The sequence below is a fragment of the Variovorax sp. Soil_C_26 genome (assembly GCF_057657075.1).
On the sequence record NZ_JBDGJC010000004.1, the window covers coordinates 179,046 to 194,081 of the forward strand.

The following is a 15,036-nucleotide window of genomic DNA, read 5'->3' on the forward strand; positions in this document are numbered from 1 at the left end:
GTTACACGCTGGCCGCGCAGCGCCCGCGCATTCCTGTAACTTATCGCGGCCCTGGCGCGAACAAGACCCATGAGCAGAAGAAATGCGGCCATTGCCGCCGCGATCGTCCTGGCCATCATCGCCTTCTTCGCGCTGGGCCTGGACCGCGTGCTGAGCCTCGACTTCTTGAAAGAGGCGCACCGCGAGCTGGCCGAGGTCTACGCCGAGCACCCCGTCAAGGTCGCCGCCACGTATTTCGTCGTCTACGTCGCGGTCACCGCGCTGTCGCTGCCCGGTGCGACCGTGCTGACGCTCGCCGGCGGCGCCCTGTTCGGGCTCTTCACCGGGACGCTGCTCGTATCGTTCGCGTCGAGCCTGGGCGCACTGCTCGCGTTCTTCGCCTCGCGCACCCTGCTGCGCGAAACGGTGCGCAAGCGCTTCGGGCGCCGCCTCGAAGAAATCGACGCCGGCGTGGCGCGCGACGGCGCGCTCTACCTCGCCACGCTGCGGCTGGTGCCGGTGGTGCCGTTCTTCGTCATCAACCTGGCGATGGGGCTCACGGGCATCCGGGCGCGCACCTACTACGCGGTGAGCCAGGCGGCCATGCTGCCGGCGACCGTCGTCTACGTGAACGCCGGCACCCAGCTCGCGACGCTCGACTCCTTGCGGGGCATCCTGACGCCGTCGATCCTCGGCTCGCTGGTCCTGCTCGGGCTCTTTCCGTGGCTGGCGCGCCGGGGCGTGGCCGCGCTGCAGGCACGCAAGGCGCACGCGCGCCGGCGCGGCATGCGGCCGCGGCGCTTCGACCGCAACCTGGTGGTGATCGGCGGCGGTGCCGCAGGACTGGTCTCGGCCTACATCGGCGCGGCACTCAAGGCATCGGTCACGCTGGTGGAGCGCCACAAGATGGGCGGCGACTGCCTGAACTACGGCTGCATCCCGAGCAAGGCGCTGATCCGCTCGGCCACGCTGGCCCACCAGATGCGCCATGCCGACCGCTACGGCCTCGCGCCCAGCGCGCCGCCCTTCGCGTTCCGCGAAGTGATGCAGCGGGTGCGCGCCGTGATCCGCGCGGTCGAGCCGCACGACAGCGCCGAGCGCTACCGCGGCCTCGGTGTCGACGTGGTCGAGGGCCACGCGAAGATCGTTGACCCGTGGACCGTCGAGGTGGCGCTGAACGACGGCGGCACGCGCCGCATCACCACGCGCAGCATCGTGATCGCGGCGGGCGCCGAGCCGGTCGTGCCCGCGCTGGACGGCCTCGAAGAAGCCGGCTACGTCACGAGCGACACGCTGTGGGCGGCGCTCGAGACGATGGATCGCCCGCCCGCGCGGCTGGTCGTGCTTGGCGGCGGGCCGATCGGCTGCGAGCTGGCGCAGGCCTTCGCGCGGCTCGGCTCGCAGGTGACGCAGGTCGAACTCTCTGCGCGCCTGCTCGCCCGCGAGGACGACGAGGTGTCTGCGCTGGTGCAGCAGTCGCTCACCGCCGACGGCGTGCGCGTGCTGGCCGGCCACGAGGCGTTGCGTTGCGAGACTCGGGGCGGCGACCGGTTCCTTGTCGCGCGCGCCGAGGGCGGCGAGGCGATCGAGATCCCGTACGACATGCTGGTCTGCGCGGTCGGCCGCCGCGCCCGCCTCGCGGGCTACGGCCTGGAAGAACTCGGCATTCCCACCGAACGCACCGTGGAGACCGACGCCTGCCTTCGGACGCGCTACCCCCACATCCTCGCGGCCGGCGACGTGGCCGGCCCGTGGCAGTTCACCCACACCGCCGCGCACCAGGCCTGGTACGCCACGGTGAATGCGCTGTTCGGTGGCCTGCACCGGTTCAAGGTCGACCACAGCGCCATCCCGGCCGCCACCTTCGTGGACCCCGAGGTCGCGCGCGTTGGGCTGAACGAGCGCGAGGCGAAGGACAAAGGCGTGGACTTCGAGGTGGTGCGTTATGACCTGGACGATCTCGACCGCGCGATAGCCGACGGCGACGCCCGGGGCTTCGTCAAGGTGCTGACGGTGCCCGGCAAGGACCGCATCCTCGGTGCCACGATCGTCGGCCCGCATGCGGCCGAGCTGCTGGCCGAATTCGTGCTGGCGATGAAGCACGGGCTCGGCCTCGGCAAGATCCTGGGCACGATCCACACCTACCCGACCTGGTCCGAAGGCAACAAGTACGCCGCGGGCGAATGGCGGCGCGCGCACCAGCCCGCGCGGCTGCTGCGGTGGGTGGCGCGCTACCACGCATGGCGGCGCGGATGAAAGAGGTCTCGATGCAGATGACGACAACGATCAAAGCAAGCAGCGGCATCGCGCGGCGCGGGTTGCTGCTCTCGGGCGCGCTCGCCGCCGCGGGCGTTGCGCTGCCCACGCGCGCTGGCACGCCCATCGCAATCCCGCCCTTCTCCACCGCCCCCGTGGGCAGCGCCGTCGCGCCGGCCTGGGCCCACCAGCGCCTGCCGAAGGTGCCCGAAACCAACCGCTTCGAGATCGTGCAGGACGGCAGCCGCCGCGTGCTGCACGTGCATTCCGCCGCCGCCGCATCGATCTGGATCGCCAGGCTCTCAGGCGACACGCCCGAGCGGCCCCTGCTCGAATGGCAGTGGAAGGTCTCGCGCGCGCTCGCGGGCTCCGACCTCGGCAGCAAGGACGGCGACGACTATGCGGCCCGCGTCTATGTGCTGTTCGACCTGCCGTCGGAGCGGCTCTCGCTGGGCGACCGCCTGCGCTTGGCGGCGGCCCGGGCGCTGTCGGATGCCGAACTGCCCGCGGCGGCGCTGTGCTACGTCTGGGGACGCGCGCAGCCGGCGGGCGCGGCGGGCTGGAACCCCTACACCGACCGCCTGCGGATATTCGTGGTGGACAGCGGCGACGCCTTCGCGCAGCAGTGGCGCAGCGTGCGGCGCGACCTGCGCGCCGACTGGGACGCCGCGTTCGGCGGCGCGATGCCGCCCATCGCCGCGGTTGCCGTGGGCGCCGACACCGACAACACCGCGGACAGCGTGCAGGCCTGGTTCACCGACCTCGTGCTGGCGCCCGCGCCATGAAGCGGCTGGTGCTGGTCGGCGGCGGACATGCGCACCTGGGCCTGCTGCGCGCGCTGGCCGCCCGGCCGATCCCCGGCTGGCAAGTGCAGCTCGTCTCGCCGGAGCCGCAGCAGATCTACTCGGGCATGCTGCCGGGCTGGATCGCGGGCCACTACCAACTGCCAGAGATCCTACTGCCGGTGGCCGCGCTCGCGGCCAGAGCCGGCGTGGCGTTCCACGAGGCGCGCGGCGTCGCGCTCGATCTCGTGGGCCAGGCCCTGCACTGCGACGACGGCCAGCGCATCGCCTTCGACGCGGTCTCGCTCGACGTCGGCTCCGTGGGCGCCATCGAGGCCGCACTCGAGGCCGCAGATGCCTGCGTGCCGGTGCGCCCGCTGTCGCGCCTGGCCGCGTCGTGGCTGGCGGCGCAGGCACAGATCGGCAGCCAGTGCCGCCCCTTCCATGTCGTAATCGTCGGCGCCGGCGCTGCAGGCGTCGAGCTCGCCCTCGCGGTGCGCCACCGCGGCATGCGCGAGGGCTGGTCGCACCTGCGCGTGACCCTGGTCGGAAGCGATGCGCTGCCGCTGGACGGCGCCCCCGCGCGTGCGCGCCGCGCGGTGCAGGGGCTGCTGGCGCAGCGCTGCATCGGCTGGCTCGGCGCGCGCCGCGCCACGTGCCTGCGCGCCGGGCAGATCGATCTCGACGACGGCGGCGCGCTGCCGTTCGACCTGTGCTGGACGGCGGCCGGCGCGGCCGCCCCGCGCTGGCTTGCGGCGAGCGGGCTCGCCCTCGATGCCGACGGCTTCGTGCGCGTGAATGCTGCGCTGCAGAGCGTGTCGCACCCCGCGGTGTTCGCGGCCGGCGACGTGGCCGCGCATCCACAGCCGCTGCCACGCTCGGGGGTCCACGCGGTGCGCGCGGGGGCGCCGCTCGCGCGCAGCCTGCGCGCCTGGTGCGCCGGGCAGGCACTGCCTGCATGGACGCCGCGTGTGCGCGCGCTGAACCTGCTGAGCACCGCCGACCGGCGCGCCATCGCGCTTTGGGGACCGTGGAGCTGGCACGGCACTTGGCCATGGCGCTGGAAGGACGCGATCGACCGGCGTTTCGTCGGCGCCGCGGGCCGGTGAAAGAAGCGTCCGTGCAAGTTCCGGTGTTTGTCCTACACACCCTTGCGCAGGACCGTCGCAAGGTGATCGGCCCCGCATTTTTTTGGGCTGATCGACTGGAGACACCATGATCACGATGGATGGGCAGCATGTGCAGAGCGGCACCGGCGAGACGGTGACCTACGAAATGAGCCTGATCCATGGCCTGGAGTCCAGCACCTACAGCGCCCGCGTGCTGCTCGCGGGCAACGTGCGGCACGAGCTCGAGGGCGGGACCGTGGTCGGCCCCGACCCCGATGCACGCACCGCGAGCGCAAGGCAATCGGTGCTCGCGCAGGTGGACAACCTCGACTTCGAAGCGCTCAACCGCCCGCTGAAGCCGCTGCGCGAACGGGCCTAGCCGCTGCCCCCGCTGCCGCTGCCGGTGCCCGTCGTGGGCGCCGCATCGGCCGCCCGGCCGAAGCGCGTGCGGTCGCGCCAGATCTCCACCAGCGCGACGGTCAGCGCCAGCACCAGCGGACCGATCACCACGCCGGGCGCACCGAACGCCACGAGGCCGCCCAAGATCGCGACGAACACCGCGAGTGTGTGCAGCCGCAGCCGGTCGCCGACCAAAATCGGATAGAGCAGGTTGTCGATCAGCGCGACCACCACCGACCCCCACAAGGTCAGCACCAGCGCCTTCTCCCAGCTGCCTTCGAGCAGCAGGAACAGGGCCGCGGGCACCCAGACGGCCGCCGCGCCCAAGAGCGGCAGGATCGACAGCAGGAACATCACCGTGCCCCAGAGCAGCGGCGCCGGCAGGCCGAGCCACCAGAACATCAGGCCGCCGAGCAGCCCCTGCACCGCGGCCACCAGCAGCGTGCCGAGCACGCTCGCACGCACCACCTCCGAGACACGCTGGAACATGCGATCGGTCTCGGCGCCCGTGAGCGGCAGCAGCGTGCGCACATACGCGAGTGCCTGCTCGCGGTCGCGCAGCAGGTAGAACAGCGCGAAGAACGTGACCAGCAGCTGCACGCCGGCCCAGAGCGATCCCGTGAGCAACCCCGACACGCGCGGCGCGACCTGCTTGGCGAGTTCTTCGCCCGACGGCGCCTGCCGCGCCACCCAGTCGACCACCGGCGCCAGCGCCGGCTGGGCCTGTACCGCCTTGTCGACGCGGCTTCGCACGGATTCGGAGCGCAGGCTGTCCCAGCCTTCGACCGCACTGTCCACTGCCGTGGGCGCAAAGGCCACCAACGGCGCGACCACGAGCGCGCACAGCAGGCCGGTCACCAGGCCGGCGCTGAGGTTCGGCTTCTGGAAGCGATCGCACAGCCGCCGGTGCAGGCGCGCACCGAGGATCGCGAGCGTCAGCGCCCACGCCATCGCGGGCATGAAGGGCTCGGCCATCTTCCAGCACAGGTAGAGCGCCAGCGCGGTGACCGCCATCAGCAGCAGTGCTGACGTCCTTGCGCGCGTGAACCAGCCGGTGTCGCGGCGCGGCGCTGCGTTGTCGGGGACGGGCGAGCTGGACGTTGGAACGGTCATGGGCGACGGGCTCGTGGAAAAAACGGGAGCAGCATAGCGGTGCCGGCCCGTGTTTAACAACTTGGCTAGATATTCGCAGCCAAAGCGCATTTCTAACATCTGAAAAATCTTCTGCTCCGAAAGCCGGGAGCGGGAGGGCCGCGTGTAACCTGCAAGGTCCAGAGCGCCTGCAAGGGCCACAGCCTCAAGGCTGCGCCCGCGGGCGAATGCCCGTCGAAGAACGGCGTCATCGGCGACATCACGGCCGGGAGTAAGCCATGCGCACGGCGTTTGCCTTGCGGCCGGGCACGGCGCCCGGCTTCATGCCGGTACCGAACTGGACGCTGCTGGAACAGCGGCACAACAAGCTCGCGCTCTGGCTCGCGCTCGACGCCGAGGAGCCGCCGTCGCCCGTGCAGGCGCTGGCCGCGCCGCAGACGGTGATGGTGTGGCGCAAGGACCTGCAGCCGCATTTCCGCAGCATCGCCGCGGACGAGCGCGATGCGCTGCAGATGCTGCACGGCGGCAGCCGCTTCGCCGACCTGACCGCGGGCCGCTGGCTGCAGCGCTGGCTCGACGAGGAACTGCTCGCGGCCGTGACCGGGCGCTGAGCCGGGCGCCAAATCACAACGCGGCGTGCTCGGCGACAAATTCCCTGAACCAAAGCTGGGCAGGATGCGCGTCGCTGCGCCTGTGCCAGATCAGGTCGAATACGACCTCGGGCAATGCAACAGGCGGCGGGAACAGCACCAACTTTCGACCGGCTGGCGAATGCAATGCAACCCGCTTCATCACCGTGGCCGTCATGCTTGTTCGAGCCACGATCGCCGGCACCGCGAACATCTGCGGCAGCGTCAACGCGATCTTGCGCTTCTTGCCTTGTTGCGCGAGAGCTTGATCCACGAGCCCGTACAGCTCTCCTTCGGGAGACACGAGAACATGGAACAACTCAAGGTAGGTCTTCATGCTCACTGGTGCATCCTTGGCGCTGCGCATTCTGGCCGCCGGATGGCCGCTGGCGACGATCGTGACGAACTCGTCCCGGAGCACGGGGCGCGTCAGTATCCGGCCATCGGCATGCGTAGGTGGCACGCCGATGGCCGCGTCGATCGCGCCAGCATCCAGCAAGTCGACCGCATGATCCCGGTTGTTGAACGCATGCACGTTCACCGATATGCCCGGCGCCTTCTTTCCAAGCGCCTGCAGCAGTGAAGGCAGCAGCACGAAGGCCGGGTAGTCCGACAGCCCCAGCTTGAACGTCAACGACGCCGTCCCGGGCACGAACTCGGGCTTCTTCACCAGCTTGGTTTCGATCTGCTGCAAGGCCTGCGAAATTGGTTCGGCCATGTCCCGTGCTCGCTGCGTCGGCAGCAAGCCATCGCTGCTGCGCAGGAACAGCGGATCGCCGAAGAGCGTGCGCAGCCGCGACAGCGCCGCGCTCATGGCCGGCTGGCTGACCCCGACCTGGGTGGCGGCACGGGTCACGTTGCGCTCGTTCATCAGGGCGTCGAAGGCCACGAGCAGATTCAGGTCGATGCCATGGAAATCCATAGGACGAATAACTCTATATATGGCTTATTTGTTGGACGGATCTTACTGCCCTGCACAGAATTGGCGTCGTCACGAATCACACATCCACGGGCAACACCATGAGCACATCCAGCATCGACCTCTCTGATCGGCTTCGCGCGGAGCGCCTGGCGGTCGAAACTTTCTACCGCGCCTTCAGCGACAGGAACCCCGATCTGGTGGACGAAGTCCTTGCGCCCACTTGGGACGACATTCCGCTGGCGCCTGGGCAAGGCCCCGGACCGGAAGGCATCAAGCCCATCATCCAAAGCGTCGTGCAGGCATTCCCGGACGTTCGGATCACTGTCCACGACATGGTCCAGGAGCCCGGCAAGATCGGCGTTCGCGCCGAGATCAGCGGCACCCATCAGGGAGAACTCTTCGACATCGCCCCCACGGGCAAGAAGGTGAGCTTCCGCCTGCACGAGTTCCACACGCTCGACGGCAAGCGCGTGACCACGACATGGCACATGGAGGACTGGTTCGGTCTGTTCCTCCAGCTCGGGCAGTTTCCGCCGCAAGCCAGGAAGGAATGAAGTCATCCATGAAAACCGCTCTTGTCCGTGCCTTCGGCGGCCCCGATGTCGTAGCGATCGGCGAAGCCCGTCTGCGCGATCCACAGCCACACGACGTCGTCGTTCGCGTCGAAGTGGCCGGCATCAACCCGCTGGACCTGAAGATCATCGCTGGCTACATGCAACAGGTCTTCCCGGTCGAGTTCCCCTATGCACCGGGCACGGACTTCAGCGGCGTGGTCGAGGCGGTCGGCGCGCAGGTGACTGGCCTGAATGCGGGTGACCGCGTGGTGGGGCGTACCGCGCCCAGCACGGGAGGCGCGCTCGGCAGGCGTCTGGTGACAGCCGCCGCGGATCTGTGCGTCATCCCGGCAGAGATGAGCTTCGAGCAGGCGGCAGCCATGCCAACTGCATTTGGTGCCGCCTGGCAAGGCCTCTTCGACGTTGGCCGTCTGCAGCGCGGGCAGCGGGTTCTGATTCATGCGGCGACGGGTGGTGTCGGCAGCATGGCCGTCCAGCAGGCCCATCATGCGGGCGCGCATGTTGTCGCCACGGCGTCTGCCAGGAACATCGAACTGGTGAAGAGTCTGGGTGCGGACGAGGTCATCGACTACCGCACCCAGGACTTTTCCCAGGTGCGCGACATCGACCTGGTGCTCGACACCATCGGCGGCGAGACGTTGGAGAAGTCGTGGTCGGTGCTTCGCACCGGTGGGCGTATCGCCAGCCTGGTGGCGTTCGGCATCCAGCCCAAGGACGGACACACGGGCGAGTTCGTGTTCTTCACGAGCGCGACCCCCTTTTTGCCGGAAGCGATCCGACAGTTCCAGGCCGGGCAGATCCAGATCATCACCGACTCGATCTTCCCGCTGGACGAAGCGCGTTCGGCGCTGGAGAAGCTGGCCACTGGACACGCGCGCGGCAAGGTCCTCATCCACGTGGGCAGCTGATTCCCGGCGGCTCGCCGCGCAACACGGATGCCGTGCCCATATCAGGTTTCAAGCCTTGCGTGATTTGCGCGAAAGGCTTGAAACCGGCCCTTTTTCGGCCGCGCGCGGCGTGGCAGCCTGCCCGCGGCAGTCGGCGCACTGCCCGTAGAGCGTCAGCTCGTGCCCGTCGACGCGGAATCCCTTCGGTGCCATGGCCGAGAAGTTGCCCGGGCAGGCGTGCACGTCGAACACGCGCGCGCACGTGCGGCACTGGAAGTGATGGTGATGGCCGTGCCGCGTCGACTCGTAGCGCGGCGCCTCGCCCGGCAGCTCGACCGCGCGGATCTCCTCGGCTTCGGCCAGGAGCTTGAGGTTGCGGTAGACGGTGGCGATGCTCAGCGCCGCCACCTCCTGCTGCGCGGCCTCGAGGATCTCCTGCGGCAGCAGCGGCCGCGCCGAGCCATCGATCACGCTGCGGATCGCGGCCTTCTGGCGCGTGCCGCGTTGCACCACGGCGGACGCCGCCGCGGCGCGGGCTGCTGGAACGGGTCGGGACGAAGAAGAGGCGGCCATCGGGGCTGAACGGGGCGAGAAGGAAAGCGAGTCTATCCCGCTCGGGCCGCTGCGCCAGGACGAGAGGAAATGAACCGCTATTGCGATTGCAATATCATTACGTTCCGCTCACCCCTTGCCGACCATGAACACGCGCCCGAAGAAATCCAGACCTCGCCTCTCCCTCCCACTGGCATTGAGTGTCGGCGTCGCCTGTTCGGCCGGCGCCGCTGCCGACGACAGGCCGGTGCAGACGCTCGGCGAAATCAGCGTCACCGCCGACGGCGAGGACAACGCGCCGCGGCAGATCCGCCGCACCCGCGTCACGAACGACAGCACCGGCCTGCCCGCGGCGCTCAGCGTCATCACGGCCGAAGAGATCGGCACGCTCAACGTGGGCCGCGACATCTCCAACGTGTTCCGGCGCGTGCCCGGCGTGGTCGCCAACAACATCGACCAGGGCGACACCGGCAACGGCTTTCGCATGCGGGGTTTTGCCACGCAGGGCACGCATGGCGCCGACACCGCCGTCTACGTCGACGGCGTGCCGCAGAACATGCCTTCGAGCCAGGCCGGCGCGGGCCACGGACCGGCCTTTCTCGAATGGCTCACGCCCGAAATGATCGGCCGCGTCGACGTGATCAAGGGACCGATCTCGGCACTCTACGGCGACCAGAACCGCGCCGGCGCTGTCAACATGGCGACGCCGACCGTTGCAGTGCCTTCGAGCGTGGCGCTCTCGCTCGAGCGCTACGGCGGGCGCCGCGCATCGCTGGTGCTGTCGTCGCAGCCCTTCGGCGAGATGCAGTCGCTGCTCGTCGCAGACAGCTACCGCACCGACAGCTTCCGCTTCGCGGGCCGGACCGAGCGCGACAACCTGTTCTGGAAGCTCTCCAGGCGTGTCGGCGACGGGCTCTACAGCCTGCGCGTCAACCACTACCGGTCCGAAAGCGCGGCGCCCGGCTACCTGCTGCTGCCCGACCTGCAGCGCGGCGCGCTGGACCCGCGCGCGACCCAGTTCAACCTGCCGGGCTACGGCAGCGGCCAGCGCACGGGGCTGGTGTTCAACCGCACGCCGGCCACGGGCGAGGCGGGCTGGTCGGCCACGGCCTATGCCGAGCGCTTCGAGCGCGTGCGCGGCATCGCGAACAGCAGCGTGCAGCACACGGTGGGTTCGGACGACCGGCATTTCTATGGCGGCCGGCTGGCGCAGAACTTCGTCTTCGGCGAGCACGCTTCACTGGTGGTCGGTGGCGAGCTGCGCCGCGACAGCGGCGATGCCGAGCGCCGCATCTGGCGCAACGGACAGCCGACAGCGAACTACATCAACGCCCAGAAGCTCGACCTGCTGACCTACGGCCTGTTCGCCCAGGGCCAGTACCAGCTCGCTCCCGGCTTCAAGCTGCTCGGCGGCGTGCGGCGCGATGCGTTCGACTACGACATCGGCAACCGCAAGCTGCCGGGCGCCTCCACGTCCTACGACGACGCAGTGACGACGCCGAAGCTCGGCGCCGTCTGGAGCATCACGCCCACGCTCGATGTGTTCGCCAACCTGGCCGAAGGCTTCCGCTCGCCGGCCGCTGAGCAGATCAGCAGCAGCGGCGCGACCGGCCCGCTCGGTGCCGCCGGCGGCACGGTGTTCGACGTGGCACCGTCGAAGGTGAAGTCGCGCGACCTCGGCTTCAGCTTCAGCCCCTCGCCCGACTGGACCACCTCGGGCGCGGTCTACCACACGCTCAACCAGGACGAGATCGTGGCGCAGCCCGACGGCTCCTTCAAGTCGGTCGGCGAGACGACGCGCAAGGGCTTCGAGTTCGAAACGCGGCTGCGCTTCGGTCCGCGCTGGTCGGCCTACGGCAGCTACGGCCGCATCATCGAGGCGCGCGTGAACAACCCGCTGCCCAACACCGGGGCGCGCCTGTCGGTGCCCGAGCACCAGGTGAAGCTCGGGGTCGAATACCGCCAGCGCCTCGGGGCGGGGCGCCTCACGCTCAATGCCGACGCCTACCTCACGGCCAAAAATCCGTACTACGTCGGCACGCCGCAGACGCAGCTGCGCATGATGCCGACCTACACGCGCTACGACCTCAAGGCCACCTACGACCGCGACCAGTTCCAGTTCAGCGTGTTCGCGGTGTTCCAGCCGCACCGCTACGCGAGCGACATTGCCTACGGGTCGGCCGCGGGGCTGCTGCTTTCGCCGCAGCCGCGCACGCAGTTCGGCGCGTCGGTGCGCTACTTCTTCTGAAGGCCGCGATGACCGCCGGCGACGAACCCATCCTCGCGCTGCGCGCGCTCACGGTCGAGCGCGGTGGCCGGCGCACCATCGACCGCCTTGACCTCCATGTGCCCTCGGGTTGCGTCTTTGCGCTGCTCGGCGGCAACGGCGCGGGCAAGACCACCACGCTCGACGTGCTGCTGGGCTTCGTCGTGCCGGCCTCGGGCGAGGCGCGCGTCGCAGGCTTCTCGCCCACCGGCGATGCGGCCGAGGTGCGCCGCAGGCTTGCCTACCTGCCCGAGAACGTGGCGCTCTACCCGTACCTGAGCGGCGTGGAGAACCTGCAGTACTTCTGCACCCTCGCAGGCATCGAACTGGCGCGCGAACCCGCGGGCGCGCTGCTGGCGCAGGCCGGCCTGCAGCTGCAGGCGCACGGGGCGCGCGTGTCGACCTATTCCAAGGGCATGCGGCAGAAGGTCGGGCTCGCGATCGCCCATGCCAAGGCGGCGCGGGCGATGCTGCTCGACGAGCCGACCTCGGGCCTGGACCCGGGTGCCGCGAACGATTTCGCCGAGCGCGTGCGCGCCGCGGCCGACGGCGGCATGGCGGTGCTGATGGCCACGCACGACCTCTTCAATGCGCGTCAGGTCGCCGACCGAATCGGCATCCTGCGCGAAGGCAGGCTGGTGGCCGAGTTCGACGCGCACACCGTGAACCATGCCGAACTCGAGCGCGCCTACCTTGCGCACACGCGCGGCGCAGGGGTGCCCGCATGATGCTGCTCGCGGTGGTGCGAAAGGAGCTGCGGGCGCTGCTGCGCGACGGACGCTTCGCGGTGCTGGCGCTCGCAACGGGACTGTTGCTGGCCGGCCTGCTCGCCGTGTCCGCGCAGCAGCACCGCCGGCTCGCCGCCGAGAAGGCCGAGATCGCCGCGGTGGTTCGCAGCCAATGGGATGCGCAGGGCGAGAAGCATCCGCACCGCGGCGCGCATTTCGGGCTTTATGCACTGCGGCCGGACTCGCCGCTCGCGGGCATCGATCCCGGCCTGGAGCCCTACCTCGGACAGGCGCTCTGGCTCGAGCCCCACCGCCGCAACATCACGCGCTTCCAGCCCGCGGCCGACGAAGCGCCGTCGGTGCGCTTCGGGCAGATGACGCCCGCCTTCGCACTGCTGGCACTGATGCCACTGCTGATCATCGCGCTCGCCTACGACGCGGTGAGCGCCGAACGCGAGAGCGGCACGCTGCGCATGCTGCACAGCGCGGGCCTGCGCGGTGGCCGGCTTCTCGCCGGCAAGCTCATCGCGCTGCTTGCGGTGGTGGCACTGATGCTGCTGGCCGCACTCGGCGGCGGGCTGCTGCTCGCGGCGGGCAGCGCTGCCGTCCCCGGCATCGATGCGCTCGGCCGCGGCGCCCTCTTGGCCGGCTCGTTCCTCGTCTACTACGGCGTGATCGCCGCGCTGGCGCTCGCGGTGTCGGCCTGGCTCCCGACCCGCCGGGCCAGCCTGTTCGTGCTGCTGGGCCTCTGGGTCGCCTTCGTCTTCGTCGTGCCGCGCCTCGGCGCCGCAGCGGCCGCGCAGGCCGTGCCGCTGCCCACGGCCGAACGCTTCTGGAGCGACATCCAGCGCGACTACACGCAGGGCCTGCCGGGCGACGCCGACCTGGCGGCGCGCGGCAAGGCGCTCGAAGCCGAGCTGCTGCGCCGCCACGGCGCCACGCGGCTCGAAGACCTGCCGTTCGGCGTGGCGGCGGTGCGGCGCCTGGCGCGCGACGCCTATGCCGATCGCGTGCACGCGCTGCACTTCGACGCGCTCTGGGCGCGCTATGCGCTGCAGGAGCGCTGGCTGCGCGCGGCCGGGGCGCTGAGTCCTGCGGTCGCGATGCGCGCCATCTCGATGAAGATGGCAGGCACCGACCTCGCGCACCAGCGCCACTTCGAAGAGGCCGCCGAAGCCTACCGCCGCCGCGTCAACACGGCCATCGACCGCTGGGACGCCGACCACACGCGCGGCCTCACCTCGTTCGACGACCGCTACGCAGATGATTCGCTGTGGCGCTCGGTCGAGCCCTTTCGCTATGCGGCGCCGGCCACCGGCTTCGCCTGGAAGGCCGCGCTGCCCGACATCGCGCTGCTGCTGGCCTGGGCGCTGGCCGCCGGTGCGCTCTGCATCGCGAGCCTGCGGAAGCTGAAGCCATGAAGGCCGCGATGCAATGCGTGCGGGCCGAATGGCGCCGCCTGGTTCGGCAGCGCTCCAACCTCTGGGTGCTCGCCGTGTTCGCGCTGCTGCTCGGCGCGAGTGCGGTGTGGTCCGGCCTCGCTGCACGGGAGCATCGGGCAGCGGCCGCGGCGCAGCAGGCACATTGGGAACAGCGCCGCGTGACGGTGCAGGCACAGGCCGGGGCCTCGCGCGATGCCGCGAAGGCCATGATGGACGCGTTCCAGTTCGCGCGCGGCGACGCGCCGCCGGCCACGCTGCCGGCGCTCGGCGGCCTCGCGCTCGGCACTGGCGGCTTCGAACTGCTCGCACCCGACGCCCGCGTGACGGTGGAAAGCCGCCACACCGACGCGCGCAAGGCCGAGCGCCTCGGCAACCCGCTGCTCGAGGGCTTCGGCCTGCCCGATTTCTCCACGGTGCTCGCCCTGCTGCTGCCGCTCGCCATCCTCGCACTCGGCCACGGGCTGGTGCAGGAGCAGCGCGAGCACGGCCAATGGCGGCTCGTGGTGGCGCAGTGCGCGCGCCCCGGTCGTGTGCTGGCCGTGGCGCTGGCCCTGCGCGGCGCCGCGGCATGGTGCGTGGCGGCAGCCGCTTCGGCGCTCGCTTTTGCGCTCGATCCCGGTGCCACGGCCCAGGCCCTGCTCGGCTGGCTCGCCGCCGTGGCGATGTTCTGCGCCTGCTGGACCGCGCTGGCCGGCCTGTTCAACCTGCTGCCGCTGTCCTCGGGTTCGGCCGCGCTCGGGCTGCTCGCGTGCTGGCTGATGTCGACCTTCGCGGTGCCTGCGGCCCTGGCCGCATGGGCCGACCGCGAGGCGCCGATGCCTTCGCGCCTGGCCGCCATCGCGGCCGTGCGCCAGGCCCAGCAGGAGGCCGAAGTCCATATGGACGAGCATCTCGCCGACTGGTATGCCGCGCACCCCGAAGCCGTTCCGGCGGGGCGCACGAGCCACACCTGGCCGGTGTCTTTCCTGCCGCGCTATCTGGCGCAGGAGCGCATGGTCCGGCCGCTGATGCTGCACTTCGATACGGTGCGCGCGCGCCGCTTCGCGTGGCTCGCCGACCGGAGCTGGCTCTCCCCGAGCCTCGCGCTCGCGGTGCTCGCCGACCGACTCGCCGGCATCGACGCGCCGCGCCACCTGCAGCACGTCGAGCGCGTGAATGCCTACGAGGACGACTGGCGCGACTTCTTCGTGCCGCGCGTCATGGCCTACCGCGGGCTCTCGGCCGGCGACTTCGACCGGCTGCCGCGCTTCGAGCCAGTGGCGGACGGCCGGCCTGCCGGCATGTACCGGCCGATCCTGTGGCTCGGGCTGCTGGCGCTGGCACTGTGCGGCTGCATCGCGCTCGCACGCCGGTCGCTCGAAAAACCCTAGCAGCCGTCGTCGGCATCGGATGACACGCGCATGCGCCCAAACGCCGCA

14 protein-coding genes are annotated in these 15,036 nt (G+C 70.3%); 11 read left to right on the forward strand and 3 right to left on the reverse strand.

Features of this window, described 5'->3' with window-relative positions; translation table 11 throughout:
• The first annotated feature begins 69 nt into the window (after nt 1-69).
• From AC3A6G_RS13550 to AC3A6G_RS13565, 4 genes are all read left to right on the forward strand, one after another.
• Nucleotides 70-2,235: a dihydrolipoyl dehydrogenase family protein gene (locus AC3A6G_RS13550; protein ID WP_487873891.1), complete on the forward strand. Its 2,166-nt coding sequence runs from the start codon at nt 70-72 to the stop codon at nt 2,233-2,235.
• Between the two features lie 17 nt (nt 2,236-2,252).
• Nucleotides 2,253-3,020 (forward strand): DUF3047 domain-containing protein, encoded by a 768-nt coding sequence (locus tag AC3A6G_RS13555; RefSeq protein WP_487860395.1) that lies wholly within the window; start codon nt 2,253-2,255, stop codon nt 3,018-3,020.
• Nucleotides 3,017-4,126 (forward strand): FAD-dependent oxidoreductase, encoded by a 1,110-nt coding sequence (locus AC3A6G_RS13560; protein WP_487860394.1) that lies wholly within the window; start codon nt 3,017-3,019, stop codon nt 4,124-4,126. The genes AC3A6G_RS13555 and AC3A6G_RS13560 overlap by 4 nt, the downstream gene beginning before the upstream one ends.
• Before the next feature lie 106 nt (nt 4,127-4,232).
• Complete coding sequence (locus tag AC3A6G_RS13565; protein WP_487860393.1) at nt 4,233-4,505, forward strand: hypothetical protein; 273 nt, start codon at nt 4,233-4,235, stop codon at nt 4,503-4,505.
• On the opposite strand, the gene AC3A6G_RS13570 is transcribed toward AC3A6G_RS13565, so the two are convergent.
• On the reverse strand, nt 4,502-5,638 hold the full coding sequence (locus AC3A6G_RS13570; protein WP_487860392.1) for an AI-2E family transporter: 1,137 nt from the start codon (nt 5,636-5,638) through the stop codon (nt 4,502-4,504). The genes AC3A6G_RS13565 and AC3A6G_RS13570 overlap by 4 nt on opposite strands.
• Before the next feature lie 257 nt (nt 5,639-5,895).
• On the opposite strand from AC3A6G_RS13570, the gene AC3A6G_RS13575 reads away from it, so the two are divergent.
• Complete coding sequence (locus AC3A6G_RS13575) at nt 5,896-6,228, forward strand: hypothetical protein (protein WP_487860391.1); 333 nt, start codon at nt 5,896-5,898, stop codon at nt 6,226-6,228.
• 13 nt (nt 6,229-6,241) lie between these two features.
• On the opposite strand, the gene AC3A6G_RS13580 is transcribed toward AC3A6G_RS13575, so the two are convergent.
• Nucleotides 6,242-7,168: a LysR family transcriptional regulator gene (locus AC3A6G_RS13580; protein WP_487860390.1), complete on the reverse strand. Its 927-nt coding sequence runs from the start codon at nt 7,166-7,168 to the stop codon at nt 6,242-6,244.
• A gap of 98 nt (nt 7,169-7,266) precedes the next feature.
• Between AC3A6G_RS13580 and AC3A6G_RS13585 the strand changes: the two genes are divergently transcribed.
• Nucleotides 7,267-7,722: an ester cyclase gene (locus AC3A6G_RS13585; RefSeq protein WP_487860389.1), complete on the forward strand. Its 456-nt coding sequence runs from the start codon at nt 7,267-7,269 to the stop codon at nt 7,720-7,722.
• 8 nt (nt 7,723-7,730) lie between these two features.
• Nucleotides 7,731-8,651: an NADP-dependent oxidoreductase gene (locus tag AC3A6G_RS13590; RefSeq protein ID WP_487860388.1), complete on the forward strand. Its 921-nt coding sequence runs from the start codon at nt 7,731-7,733 to the stop codon at nt 8,649-8,651.
• A gap of 48 nt (nt 8,652-8,699) precedes the next feature.
• Here the strand turns inward: AC3A6G_RS13590 and AC3A6G_RS13595 are convergent, their stop codons facing one another.
• On the reverse strand, nt 8,700-9,203 hold the full coding sequence (locus AC3A6G_RS13595) for a Fur family transcriptional regulator (RefSeq protein WP_487860387.1): 504 nt from the start codon (nt 9,201-9,203) through the stop codon (nt 8,700-8,702).
• A gap of 124 nt (nt 9,204-9,327) precedes the next feature.
• Between AC3A6G_RS13595 and AC3A6G_RS13600 the strand changes: the two genes are divergently transcribed.
• From AC3A6G_RS13600 to AC3A6G_RS13615, 4 genes are read left to right on the forward strand one after another with little or no spacing between them, the layout of a single operon-like run.
• Nucleotides 9,328-11,430 (forward strand): TonB-dependent receptor, encoded by a 2,103-nt coding sequence (locus tag AC3A6G_RS13600; RefSeq protein WP_487860386.1) that lies wholly within the window; start codon nt 9,328-9,330, stop codon nt 11,428-11,430.
• Nucleotides 11,431-11,438: 8 nt separating this feature from the next.
• Entirely contained in the window at nt 11,439-12,176 is a 738-nt protein-coding gene (locus AC3A6G_RS13605; RefSeq protein WP_487860385.1) for an ABC transporter ATP-binding protein, read from the forward strand.
• Complete coding sequence (locus AC3A6G_RS13610; protein WP_487864811.1) at nt 12,173-13,597, forward strand: ABC transporter permease; 1,425 nt, start codon at nt 12,173-12,175, stop codon at nt 13,595-13,597. Before AC3A6G_RS13605 ends, AC3A6G_RS13610 begins: the two co-directional genes overlap by 4 nt.
• Complete coding sequence (locus tag AC3A6G_RS13615; protein ID WP_487860383.1) at nt 13,594-14,988, forward strand: DUF3526 domain-containing protein; 1,395 nt, start codon at nt 13,594-13,596, stop codon at nt 14,986-14,988. Before AC3A6G_RS13610 ends, AC3A6G_RS13615 begins: the two co-directional genes overlap by 4 nt.
• The last annotated feature ends 48 nt before the right edge of the window (nt 14,989-15,036 follow it).